Raw genomic sequence first — 12,354 nt, forward strand, 5'->3', positions numbered from 1 at the left:
AGTGATTGAGCGATGTCCAACACAAAACAGGCCCCCAAAGTAGGATTCGTCTCCTTGGGTTGCCCCAAAAACCTGGTCGATTCCGAACGCATCCTGACCCAGCTGCGTACCGAAGGGTACGACGTGGTGCCCAGCTATGACGATGCGGAGCTGGTGGTGGTCAACACCTGCGGCTTCATCGACAGCGCGGTGCAGGAGTCCCTGGAAGCCATCGGTGAAGCCCTGGCCGAGAACGGCAAGGTGATCGTCACCGGCTGCCTGGGTGCCAAAGAGAACCAGATCCGCGAGATCCACCCCAAGGTGCTCGAGATCACAGGTCCCCACGCCTATGAAGAGGTGCTGGGCCACGTCCACAAATACGTGGAAAAACCCACCCACAACCCCTTCACCAGCCTGGTGCCGGCCCACGGCGTCAAGCTGACCCCGCGCCACTACGCCTATCTCAAGATTTCCGAAGGCTGCAACCACCGCTGCACCTTCTGCATCATCCCCTCCATGCGCGGGGATCTGGTGAGCCGTCCCATCGGCGAAGTGCTGGCCGAGGCCAAGCGCCTGAAAGAGGCTGGCGTGAAGGAGATCCTGGTGATCTCCCAGGACACCTCCGCCTACGGCGTGGACGTCAAGCACCGCACCGGTTTCTACGACGGCATGCCGGTCAAGACCAGCATGGTGGCCCTGTGCGAAGAGCTGGCCAAGCTCGGCATGTGGGTGCGCCTGCACTACGTCTACCCGTACCCGCACGTGGATGACGTCATCCCCCTGATGCGCGACGGCAAGATCCTCCCCTACCTCGACATCCCGCTGCAGCACGCCAGCCCGCGCATCCTCAAATTGATGAAGCGCCCCGGCTCCGTCGAGCGCACCCTGGAGCGGATCCAGAAGTGGCGCGAGATCTGCCCCGAGATCACCCTGCGCTCCACCTTCATCGTCGGCTTCCCCGGCGAGACCGAGGAAGAGTTCCAGATGCTGCTGGACTTCATCGACAAGGCGGAACTGGACAGAGTTGGCTGCTTCAAATACAGCCCGGTCGAGGGTGCCAAGGCCAACGAGCTGCCGGATCCGGTGCCGGCCGAGGTGCAGGAAGAACGCTTCCAGCGCTTCATGGAGCTGCAACAGCAGGTCTCCATCCGCAAGCTGGCCCGTAAAGTGGGCAAAGAGATGCTGGTGCTGATCGACGAGGTGGACGAAGAGGGCGCCACCGGCCGCTCCGCCGCCGATGCCCCCGAGATCGACGGCCTGGTCTACCTGAACGGTGAAACCGGCCTCAAGCCCGGCGACATGGTCAAGGTCCGCATCGACGAAGCGGACGAGTACGACCTCTGGGCCAGCCTGGTGGAATAATCACGCCACTCCCCCTCAAAGCCAGTCGGTCTCACCGACTGGCTTTTTTAATGTCCGCCGCCCGTCAGGCTCTTGCATGCCCCCTGTCATCCCCTGTCCCGCCCCTCATCACCGATCTCCCTCCCCTCCCCCTTTTCGCACGCGCCCGTGAACCAGCGCACACTTCTCTCCTGCCACATGAGCCGCTTGTTTCCTGCGCAAAAATAAGCCGTGTCAACGGGGAAAAAACGAGCACGATCCAGCTCACATTATCGTTGTAACAGGGAGTGGCAAGGTGACTTTTTACTTTGTGAGAATTAATGCAACTTTATAATTTAAAAGGATTTAAAATGCATTTTGACGATAATGACGTGCGCCGTGCAATTTTTACGATATCGACGAAATGAAGAGTTGTTGTTTTCCTGTTAATTCTGCTTTTCTAAGGGCGTTGGACGACACAACTACAAGGGTGCAAAACCTGACCAACAGCGAGGGCCGGTATCCAAGCATGCGATGTCGGTGCTCCATTCCAAAACCATGGAAGACCAATAAGAAAGGAAAAAATATGCTTGCCAAAGTATCCAAAATCGCAACCTCAGTCATGCTGGGAACTCTGCTTGCCGGTGCCACCGGTACAGCCATGGCCGCCGACAACAAGACGGTGCTGACCCTGGTTGCCCAGCAGGAAACCGCATGGGTCAAGAACTTCAACCCCTTCCTGCAAGCGGGTCTGCTCCACACCACCCGTCACTTCATCTATGAGCCGCTGGTGATCTTCAACGATATGCAGGGTGGCAAACCCGTCTATCGTCTGGCCACCCACTACGCCTTCAGCGATGATCTGAAATCCGTCACCTTCGACCTGCGCGAAGGGGTCAAGTGGTCCGATGGTGAAGCCTTCACCGCCGACGACATCCTCTTCTCCTTCAACCTGGTCAAGGCCAACAAGGCGCTGGACGAGCGCTCCATCTGGACCCAGATCAAGGGTGTCGAGAAGCTGGGTGACCACAAGGTCAAATTCGACCTGGCCGAGATCAACACCAACGTGGTGAACGACCTGGTGCTGGTGCCCATCGTGCCGGAGCATCAGTGGAAGTCGGTGAAAGACCCGGTGGCCTTCACCAACGACAAGCCGGTCGGGACCGGTCCCTTCACCGAAGTGGACAACTTCTCCGCCCAGCTTTACACCCAGTGCCGCAACCCGCACTACTGGGACAACGCCAGCCTCTCCATCGACTGCCTGCGCATGCCGCAAATGGCCACCAACGACCAGGTACTGGCCGCCGTGATGAAGGGTGACGTGGATTGGTTCGGCTCCTTCGTGCCGGACATCGAGCGCCTCTACGTCGGCAACGATCCCAAGAACAACAAGTACTGGTTCCCCGCCTCCGGCACAGTGGCGTTCAACGTCAACTTCCAGAGCAAGAACCCGGGCAACCACGAAGCCTTCAACGACATCAACTTCCGCCGCGCCTTCTCCATGGCCATGGACCGCCAGTCCATGGTGGACATCGCGGGCTACGGCTACCCCACCGTCAACGAGTACCCGTCAGGGCTTGGCAAGGCATTCGCCTCCTGGGACAACCCGGACGTCGAGAAGAAGTACGGCAAGTACAACAAGTTCGACCTGGAAGGGGCCAAGGCCCTGCTGAAACAGGCGGGCTACAAGGACTGTGACGGCGACAAGTTCCTCGACACCCCGAGCTGCAAGAAGATCGAGTTCAAGGTGCTGGTACCGAACGGCTGGACCGACTGGGTCAACACCGTCCAGATCGGGGTCGAAGGCCTGCAGGCCCTGGGCCTGAACGCCAAGACCGCCACCCCGGAAGCCACCGTCTGGACCGAGTCCCTGATCACCGGTGACTTCGACGTCGCCCTGCAGGGTTACTTTGCCGGTGCCAACCCGCACAAGTACTTCGAGACCGCTTTCCACTCCCGCAACATGGGTGAGCGCGGCAACCGCTTCGCGGCGCCCCGCTACAAGGATCCCGAGCTCGACAAGCTGATTGACGACTTCACCCAGACCGCCGATGCGGCCAAGCAGAAGGAGATCATGTTCGCCATCCAGGAGCGTGTCGGGGCCAACCAGACCATCATCCCGGTGTTCAACAACCCGACCTGGTACGAATACAGCACCAAGCGCTTCAATGGCTGGTTCAGTGCCGACAACCCGGTCGCCAAGCCGCAGGTTCACCCGGACACTCCGGAGCGTCTGCTGCACGTGCTGTCACTCAAGCCAAACAGCTAATCACCCCGGCCCCCTGCGGGGGGCCCTCTTCCCCGCCATGTCTTCCATCCCCCGCACCTGCCGGGGTTGGGGGAGCTTTGCCCGGCGCGGGGCAGGCTTGCAGTAAAAGGTATCACCATGGGATTTATACTTAGACGCTTCTCCTTCTATCTGGTCGCCTTCCTGGTGGCCGCCACCATCAACTTCCTGCTACCCAGAGCCATGCCGGGGGACCCCGTCTCCGTCATGTTTGCCCGGGCCGGCGCCATGATGGAACCCGCCGCGCTGGAAGCCCTCAAAGCCACCTTCGGTTTCGTGGACGGCCCCATCGGCACCCAGTTTCTCACCTATGTGAAGAGCGTCTTCACCTGGGATCTCGGCACCTCGGTGCGCTACTACCCCCAACCGGTTGCCGACGTCCTCGGCCGCGCCATCGGCTGGACCCTGTTCCTGGTGGGCACCTCCACCATTCTGAGCTTCTCCATCGGCTCCATCGTCGGCATCTTCGCCGCCTGGTACCGGGGCGGACGCATGGACAGCATCCTCTCCCCGCTCACCCTGGTGATGCAGGCCATCCCCCCCGTGGTGGTCTCTCTGCTCGCCCTCTTCCTGTTCGGAGTGAGCCTCGGCTGGCTGCCCATCGGCTACGCCTACAGCCCCGAGATCCCCGCCGATTTTGGCTGGGAACACATCAAGAGCATCCTGCTGCACGCCATCATGCCGGTGGGCACCCTGGCCGCGGTGCAGGTAGGGGGCTTTCTCATCACCATGCGCAACAACATGATCAACCTCCTGGGCGAGGACTACATCACCATGGCCAAGGCCAAGGGGCTCTCCAGCAACCGGGTGATCTTCAACTACGGCGCCCGCAACGCCGTGCTGCCGAGCGTTACAGCCCTCTCCATGGCACTCGGTTTCGTCATCGGCGGATCCCTCATCACCGAGGTGATCTTCAACTACCCCGGCCTGGGACTGACCCTCTATCAGGGCATCCTGGCCCGTGACTACCCCCTCATCCAGGGGCAACTGCTCATCATGACCATCACCATGCTCAGCTTCAATTTCCTGGCGGACGTGCTCTACGTCTTCCTGGATCCCCGTCTGCGTACAGGAGGCAAATAAGATGCGTATGCCGACTATCTTGAAAATCCTGCTGGGTAACAAGAAGGCCGCCTTCGGCCTCGCCATCGTGGTCACCTTCGTGCTGATGGCCCTGTTCGCCCCGCTGCTCGCCAGCAACGAACCCACCAAGCGGGTCGCCCGCCCCCACCAGCCCCCCAGCATGGAGCTGGTGATGGGTTCCAACCGCATGGGCCACGATCTCTGGGCCCAGTTCACCAACGGCGCCCGCATCTCCCTGATGGTGGGCTTCGGGGCAGGCCTGCTGGTGTGCGCCCTGGCCATCACGGTGGGCATCACCGCCGGCTACTTCGGCGGCGTGGTGGACGAGTGCCTCACCTTCCTGATGAACGTGGTGCTGGTGATCCCGAACCTCCCCCTGTTGCTGGTGCTGGCAAGCTTTATCGGGGAGGCGTCACCGACGGTGATCGCCCTCATCATCGGCTTTACCTCCTGGGCCTATGGCGCCCGGGTGATCCGCGCCCAGACCCTGGCCCTGCGGGAGAAAGAGTTCGTCATCGCCGCCGAGGTGCTGGGTGAACCGGCCTGGCGCATCATCCTGGTGGAGATACTGCCGAACCTCATCTCCATCATCGGGGTGAGCTTCATCGGATCCATCATCTACGCCATTGTCACCGAGGCGACCCTGGAGTTCCTGGGCCTTGGCGACCCCACCGTCGTGAGCTGGGGCATCATGCTCTACAACGCCCAGACCTCGAGCGCCATCCTGGTGGGCGCCTGGTGGGAGATCCTGGCCCCCTGCTTCGCCATCGCCACCCTGGGGGCGGGTCTGGCCATGCTCAACTTCGCCATCGACGAAATCGCCAACCCGCAGCTTCGTTCCCACAAGGGCCTGCGTCGCTGGAAGCAGCTTGCCACTCCCATCACAGCTCAGGAGAAGACAGCATGACCATGCAACAACCCCTGCTGTCGGTGCGCCTGCTCTGCGTCGACTACATCACCGAGAGCGGCGACGTGCGCGCCGTCAATTCGGTCAGTTTTGACATCATGCCGGGTGAGGTGTTCGGCCTCGCCGGCGAGTCCGGCTGCGGCAAGTCCACGGTCGCCTTCTCGGTGGCTAGGCTGCACAAGCCGCCCGCCTACATCAGCGGCGGCGAGATCCTGTTCAAGGGAGAGAACATCCTCGGCTTCGACGACGAGCGACTGCGCAGCTACCGCTGGCGCCAGGCGAGCGTGGTGTTCCAGTCCGCCATGAATGCGCTCAACCCCGTGCTGCGCATGGAGGAGCAGTTCTGCGACGTGCTCTTGGCCCACAACCCCGGCATGACCCGCTATGAAGCGATCAAGCGCGCCCAGGAGCTGCTGGAGATCGTCGACATTCACCCGAGCCGGCTCAAGGACTACCCGCACCAGTTCTCCGGCGGCATGCGCCAGCGGCTGGTGATCGCCATCGCCATGGCCCTCAACCCCGAGCTGCTCATCATGGACGAGCCCACCACGGCGCTCGATGTGGTGGTGCAGCGGGAGATTTTGCAGAAGGTCTATGCCCTGAAAGAGAAGTTCAACTTCTCCATCCTCTTCATCACCCACGACCTCTCACTCATGGTCGAGTTCTGCGATCGCATCGGCATCATGTACGCGGGGGAACTGGTGGAAGTGGCGCCGGCCAAGGCGATCCTGACCGCGCCTCTGCACCCCTACACTCGGGGCCTTGGCAACTCCTTCCCCCCCCTGCACGGGCCCAAGACCGTGCTGGAGGGGATCCCTGGCAGCCCACTCAATCTGCTGGAGGTGCCAGTGGGCTGCCGCTTCCAGGCACGCTGCGCCAAGGTGCACGCGCGCTGCCGCCAGGAATACACCCGGCTGGCCGAGATCCGGCCCGGCCAACAGGCTGCCTGCCACCTTCATGAGGCAGCAGAGGAACAACCGGATCTTCCGATCCATCTGGACAAGGCCGCTGGCTGTTAAGGATGTCTGTCATGCAAATCGCCCAAACCGACGCGCCCATCATCGAGGTCCAGCACCTCTACAAGGACTTCGCCGTCAACTCCAACGCCATTAAGAGCGGCAAGATGCGGGCGCTGTCCGACATCACCTTCAACCTGCACCGGGGCCGCGCCCTGGCAGTGGTGGGGGAATCCGGCTCCGGCAAGAGCACCATCGCCAAGATCATCGCCAAGATGTACAAGCTCTCCAACGGCCGCATCCTCTACCGTGGCCGCGACCTGGAGGAGTTCAACAAGGGCACCGCCCTGCTGGACTATCGCCAGAGCGTGCAGATGGTGTGGCAGGATCCGTTCGGCTCACTTAATCCGACCCATACCATCTACCACCACATCGCCCGTCCCCTGCTGCTGCACAGCAAGGTGAGCGACAAGCGGGATCTGCCCGACATGGTCTATGGCCTCCTTGAAAAGGTGGGGCTGACCCCCGCCAAGGCGACCGCGGCCAAGTACCCGCACCAGCTCTCCGGCGGCCAGCGCCAGCGGGTCAACATCGCCCGCAACCTGGCGGTGGAGGCGGAAGTGGTGCTGGCGGACGAACCCACCTCCATGCTCGACGTCTCCATTCGCATCGGCATCCTCAACCTGATGGAGCAGATGAAGAACGAGCTCGGCGTCTCCATGCTCTACATCACCCACGACATCGCCACCGCCCGCTACGTGGCGGAAGATCTGGCGGTGATGTACGTGGGTCACATGGTGGAGTGGGGAGAGGTGGACGAGATCCTGCACCACCCCCAGCACCCCTACACCCAGTTGCTCATCTCGGCGGTGCCGGACCCCGAGAAGAGCATCCACGCCGAGCTGGAGGGAGGCCGCAAGGGGGAGATCCCGCTCTGGACCCCGGAATCCCGTGGTTGTCCCTTTGCCGGGCGCTGCCATCAGGCCATGCCCCGCTGCAAGGAGAGCCTGCCGCCGGTGACCCGTCTCGCCGACAACCACTTCGTGCGCTGCTACCTCCACGAACAGGGGTAAGCAGGCCCGCGGCCGGGCGCCGTCGCCCGGCCATGCCTCGCGTCGGGGCCGCAAGGCCCCGCAATGAGCCTCGCCCGCCAGGGGCGAGCCTTCGGAGTAAGACCTTGATGGAACTTTTGATCAACCAGGTGGGTTACGAATGTGACGGGGAGAAGAGCGCCCTGCTGCAGTGCGGCGCCGACCTCGATATCCGCGGCCACGTCAGGTTGCTGCGCCAGGAGGACGACCACCTTTTGCTGGAGACGCCGCTGGTGGCAGCGGGGAGCGTCCCCGGCTGGCAGGGGCGCCACTACTGGCGGGCCGATTTCTCCGCCTTCACCGAGCCCGGCCACTACCGGCTGGAGGCCGTCGTGACCACGGGAGCGCAGGAGCATCTGGTGCGCTCCCCCCCCTTTGCCATCGGCCGGGGGCTGCTGGCGCGCCGCTGCCTCTCCGATGTCATCCACTACTTCAAGGGACAACGCGCCAGCGGTACCTTCGACCGGGCCGACCGCAGGGCACGCCTGTTTGGCACCGATCAGCGCCGGGACGTACATGGCGGCTGGTTCGACGCCAGCGGCGACATGAGCAAGTACCTGAGTCACCTCTCCTACGCCAACTACCTCAATCCCCAGCAGACCCCCATGGTGGTCTGGTCCCTGCTCAAGTGCCGGGAACTCCTGGCGACACGTCGCGACATCGACGGGGTGAACCTGTGCAAACGGCTCAATGACGAGGGGTTGCACGGGGCGGATTTTCTCTGCCGGATGCAGGACGAGAGCGGCTTCTTCTACATGACCCTGTTCGACAAGTGGAGCAAGGATCCCGAACAGCGGGAGCTGTGCGCCTATGCGACCCAGCAGGGGATCAAGTCCGCCCGCTGGCAGGCGGGTTTTCGCCAGGGGGGCGGCATGACCATCGCCGCCCTGGCCCGCGCCGCCCGGGAACCGAGTGGCGACGACCTTGACACAAGCCAGTACGCCGAAGCGGCCAGACGCGGCTACCTGCACCTGCGCGAGCACAACCTCGCCTACCTGGACGACGGGGTCGAGAACATCATCGACGACTATTGCGCCCTGCTGGCGGCGGTCGAGCTCACCAGAACGCTGGGCGCCGAGTGGCTCGCCGAAGCGCGGGATCGGGCTGGCCGGCTGTGCGCCCGCCAGCGCGCCCACCCCGATCTCGGCCACCATTGGGCCGCCAACGACGATGGCTCTCGCCCCTACTACCACGCCGCCGAGGCGGGCCTGCCGGTACTGGCGCTGCTGGAGTATCTCGCCATCGAGCCGGATCCGGCGCGCCAGTGGGCGGCCCGGACCGTCGCCGAGCAGGCCCTGGCGGCCGAGCTGGCCCTCGCGGCCCGGGCAGGCAATCCCTTCGCCCTCGCCCGCCAGTATGTGAAAGGGGTCGATGAGGCGCCCCGGGTGAGCTTTTTCATGCCCCACCACAACGAATCCGGTTACTGGTGGCAGGGGGAGAACGCCCGGCTGGCATCGCTCGCCACCATGGCGTTTGCTGCCGCACAGCACCTGCCCGGGCAGAGCGCACTGCTGCGCACCTTCGGCCAGCAGCAGCTCGACTGGATCCTGGGGAAAAACCCCTTCAACGCCTGCATGCTGGCGGGTCAGGGCATCAACAACCCGGAATACACCGCTGGCTACCCCAATGCGCAGGGGGGGATCTGCAACGGCATCACCGCCGGCTTCAATGACGAAAATGACGTGGCCTTTATTCCAGAGGCGTACAAGGATCGGCTGGATCAGAACTGGCGCTGGGGGGAGCAATGGATCCCGCACGCCGCCTGGTTCGCCCTGGCCATCACCTGGCAGAGCGCACAAGGAGGCCACCATGATTGAGAGCGGTTCACACATCACTCGCACCGGGGAGAGCCCTGGATCCTCCATACCGCCAGCCAGGTTTACCCTGGCCATCACCTGGCAAAGCGCGCAGGGAGGCCACCATGATTGAGTTCTGGGTCGGGGTGGACGGCGGCGGCACCCACACCCGGGCCCGCATTCGCAACAACGCAGGCAAGCTGCTCAGCGAGGGGCGCGCCGCCGGCTCCAATCTGGAGCTGGGCATCGCCCTCGCCCACGGCCATGTGCTGGCTGCCATCGATCAAGCCCGCATCGACGCGGGTCTGCCCAGGGAGAGCGAACAGCGGATGGGAGTCGGGCTCGCACTCGCCTCCGCCGAGCTCGCCGACTGCTACCACGCCATGCTGACCATGCCCTTCCCGTTTGCGCGGGTGAAGCTCACCTCCGATGCCTTTGGTGCCTGCCTCGGCGCCTTCGACGGCCAGGAGGGGGCCATCCTGATCGCGGGCACCGGCTCGGCGGGGCTCATCTACCGGGAGGGACGCCTTCGCACCTGCTCGGGTCGCGGATTCCCCGTCTCGGATCTCGGCAGCGGCGCCTGGCTCGGGCTGCGCGCCATCCAGCAATCCCTGCTCTGCCACGACGGCATCCTGCCACCCAGCACCCTGGCGGTGCGCCTGATGGATCACTTCAAGCGGGATCAGGCCGAGGTGGTGCGCTGGGCTGCGCGCGCCATCCCGGCCGACTATGGCCGCTTCGCCCCCTGGGTGTTCGATGCCGCGAGCGACGGGGACGAGCTCGCCACCGCCCTGCTGGATGAGACCTGTGCCCAGCTCGGCATGCTGCTGGAGGGCATGACCCAGCTCGGGGCAGACCGGATCGCCCTGCTGGGCGGCATCGGCACGCGCCTCGCCCCCCGTCTGGGCCACTTCCATCTGGTCGCCCCCAAGCGCGACGCGCTGGAGGGGGCCATCCTGTTTGCCAGGACGGAGGCGCTGCCATGTCTGCATCCCTGAGCCTTGCCGGGCCGACAACACCTGCGGGACAGGTTCCCGTTTCCTTCACCCCATCAGAGGAATTCCCATGTCCGCACCCCTGATCCACACCCGGGTCGATCACCGTGACGGTGACGATGTCTGGTTTCGCTTCACCCTGAGCCAACTGCCAGCAGCCCCCTGGAAACTCCATTTCTGCCTCGCCCGCCAGATCGATCCCCACTCGATCGAAGGGGGCGCTCTGGAGCGCCAGAGCGGCAGTTACAAGGTCATGGTGCCCCACGAGGGGGTGAGCGAGCTGCGCTTCTGCTGTCGCAACACCCCGCTCAAGCATGACTCCGATATGCCCAAGGGTTTCTTCCTGAGCCTGGAGAGCAAGGGACAGCTGCAACCCCTGGTGCTGGAGGGGGAAGACCTTGGCCTGACCAACCCGCCCTCCCCGGGCCCCGACCTGCCACATGGAGGCCGTCAACGGCCTCGTGCCCCAGCCCGCCCACCTGATTTATACAGAAGGCAACTTCCGGCTGGCCGAGCGGGCCCACGTCGACGGCCCCGTTCCCCTCGCCTCCCTGCTAGCCCATTTCAACGAGCTGACAGGCCTGGCCCTGACCCAGGATCATGATGCGGAGATCCACCTCGTCGAGGCGACACTTCCCCCCGAGGGGTATGAGCTCACCATCACCCCTGAGGAGATCGTCATCCGGGCCGCCGGCGAGGCGGGCTGGCGCCACGGGCTGGTGAGCCTGACCCAGTGGGCGCTGCAACACGGAGAGAGCCTGCCCTGCCTGACGGTGCGGGATGCACCGCGCTTCGGTTTTCGCGGCATCTTCCTCGACTGTGCCCGCCACTTCCACTCCATCGCCACCCTCAAGCGCCTGCTCAAGCAGATGAGCCTCTACAAGTTCAACCGCTTCCACTGGCACCTCACCGATGACGAGGGGTGGCGCCTTGAGATCAAGGCCTTCCCCCAGCTGACCGCCGTGGGTGCCTGGCGCGGCCATGGCCTGGCGGTGGGGCCCCAGCTGAGCGGCGGCCCCGACCCTTATGGCGGTTACTACACCCAGAGCGAGGTGCGCGAGCTGGTCGCCTACGCCGCCGGGCTTGGCATCACCATCATTCCGGAAATAGACATCCCGGGGCACTGTCACGCCGCCATCAAGGCGCTGCCCGAGCTGCTGGTGGAAGAGGCAGACCGCTCCCGCTACCTCTCGGTGCAATATTTCGACGACAACGTGCTTAACCCGGCCCTGCCCGGCACCTATCGATTCCTGGACGCCGTGATGGACGAGGTGTGCGATCTCTTCCCAGGGAGTCAGGTTCACATGGGGGGGGACGAAGTGCCCACCGGCGTCTGGACCGACAGTCCCGCCTGCCAGCAGCTGATGGCCGAGCAGGGGTATCAGGATTGCCGCGAGCTGCAGGGGCACCTGCTGCGCCACTGCCAGCACTACCTGGCTGGCAAGGGCAAACAGATGCTGGGGTGGGAAGAGATACTGCACGGTGACAAGGTGAGCCGGGAGGCCACCGTCTTCGCCTGGACCAGCTTCCAGGCCGGCCTGGATGCCGCCGCATCCGGTTACCCCGTGGTGATGGCGCCTGCCCAGCACCTCTATCTGGATCTCGCCTGGAGTCAGGACATCCACGAGCCGGGACTCTACTGGGCGGGTACCCTCAACCTGGCGCAGGTGCATGCATGCGATCCTGCCCCGGCCGATTTCCATGCCAACGATAACATCCTGGGGGTGCTGAGCCCCTTGTGGTCGGAACTGATCACCTCTCGCGATCGTCTCGACTACATGTTGTTCCCGCGCATGCTGGCCACGGCAGAGGTGGCCTGGAGCACTCCCGCCCGCAAGGTGTGGGAGCACTTCGTCGCCCGTCTGCCCGGCCAGCTGCACATCCTCGACCAGTTGCAAGTGCGTTACCGGGTGCCACAGAGGTAGTGTTATCTTTTTCTT

At 63.9% G+C, this 12,354-nt stretch carries 8 protein-coding genes and 1 pseudogene; all 9 read left to right on the forward strand.

The window, feature by feature from the left end:
* Positions 1–12 precede the first annotated feature (12 nt).
* The 9 genes and pseudogenes from rimO (at position 13) to ACPW74_RS13605 (ending at position 12,339) form a co-directional block, all read left to right on the forward strand.
* Positions 13–1,341, forward strand: coding sequence for a 30S ribosomal protein S12 methylthiotransferase RimO (rimO, locus tag ACPW74_RS13565; RefSeq protein ID WP_041215595.1), 1,329 nt, complete (start codon positions 13–15; stop codon positions 1,339–1,341).
* Between the two features lie 544 nt (positions 1,342–1,885).
* Positions 1,886–3,568: an ABC transporter substrate-binding protein gene (locus ACPW74_RS13570; protein ID WP_010673906.1), complete on the forward strand. Its 1,683-nt coding sequence runs from the start codon at positions 1,886–1,888 to the stop codon at positions 3,566–3,568.
* 117 nt (positions 3,569–3,685) lie between these two features.
* On the forward strand, positions 3,686–4,669 hold the full coding sequence (locus ACPW74_RS13575) for an ABC transporter permease (RefSeq protein ID WP_010673905.1): 984 nt from the start codon (positions 3,686–3,688) through the stop codon (positions 4,667–4,669).
* 1 nt (position 4,670) lies between these two features.
* Positions 4,671–5,576, forward strand: a complete 906-nt coding sequence (locus ACPW74_RS13580) for an ABC transporter permease (RefSeq protein WP_203762713.1) — start codon at positions 4,671–4,673, stop codon at positions 5,574–5,576.
* Positions 5,573–6,595 (forward strand): ABC transporter ATP-binding protein, encoded by a 1,023-nt coding sequence (locus tag ACPW74_RS13585; protein ID WP_201984775.1) that lies wholly within the window; start codon positions 5,573–5,575, stop codon positions 6,593–6,595. The genes ACPW74_RS13580 and ACPW74_RS13585 overlap by 4 nt, the downstream gene beginning before the upstream one ends.
* Positions 6,596–6,606: 11 nt before the next feature.
* The gene (locus ACPW74_RS13590; protein WP_039040529.1) at positions 6,607–7,605 is read left to right on the forward strand and encodes an ABC transporter ATP-binding protein; all 999 of its coding nucleotides are present in this window, start codon (positions 6,607–6,609) and stop codon (positions 7,603–7,605) included.
* A gap of 107 nt (positions 7,606–7,712) precedes the next feature.
* Positions 7,713–9,440: a glycoside hydrolase family 9 protein gene (locus tag ACPW74_RS13595; RefSeq protein WP_182958911.1), complete on the forward strand. Its 1,728-nt coding sequence runs from the start codon at positions 7,713–7,715 to the stop codon at positions 9,438–9,440.
* A gap of 104 nt (positions 9,441–9,544) precedes the next feature.
* Entirely contained in the window at positions 9,545–10,417 is an 873-nt protein-coding gene (locus tag ACPW74_RS13600) for a BadF/BadG/BcrA/BcrD ATPase family protein (RefSeq protein ID WP_319892697.1), read from the forward strand.
* 67 nt (positions 10,418–10,484) lie between these two features.
* Positions 10,485–12,339, forward strand: a pseudogene (locus tag ACPW74_RS13605) (beta-N-acetylhexosaminidase).
* The last annotated feature ends 15 nt before the right edge of the window (positions 12,340–12,354 follow it).

Origin of the sequence: Aeromonas sp. INTO2 (assembly GCF_049860605.1) — a bacterium.
GTDB lineage: Bacteria > Pseudomonadota > Gammaproteobacteria > Enterobacterales > Aeromonadaceae > Aeromonas > Aeromonas caviae.

Excerpts from the sequence above, each read along its gene's own strand:
- ACPW74_RS13570 (WP_010673906.1), top strand. The coding sequence starts at position 1,886 with ATGCTTGCCAAAGTATCCAAAATCGCAACCTCAGTCATGCTGGGAACT.
- ACPW74_RS13580 (WP_203762713.1), top strand. The coding sequence starts at position 4,671 with ATGCGTATGCCGACTATCTTGAAAATCCTGCTGGGTAACAAGAAGGCC.
- ACPW74_RS13595 (WP_182958911.1), top strand. The coding sequence starts at position 7,713 with ATGGAACTTTTGATCAACCAGGTGGGTTACGAATGTGACGGGGAGAAG.
- ACPW74_RS13575 (WP_010673905.1), top strand. The coding sequence starts at position 3,686 with ATGGGATTTATACTTAGACGCTTCTCCTTCTATCTGGTCGCCTTCCTG.
- ACPW74_RS13600 (WP_319892697.1), top strand. The coding sequence starts at position 9,545 with ATGATTGAGTTCTGGGTCGGGGTGGACGGCGGCGGCACCCACACCCGG.
- ACPW74_RS13585 (WP_201984775.1), top strand. The coding sequence starts at position 5,573 with ATGACCATGCAACAACCCCTGCTGTCGGTGCGCCTGCTCTGCGTCGAC.
- rimO (WP_041215595.1), top strand. The coding sequence starts at position 13 with ATGTCCAACACAAAACAGGCCCCCAAAGTAGGATTCGTCTCCTTGGGT.
- ACPW74_RS13590 (WP_039040529.1), top strand. The coding sequence starts at position 6,607 with ATGCAAATCGCCCAAACCGACGCGCCCATCATCGAGGTCCAGCACCTC.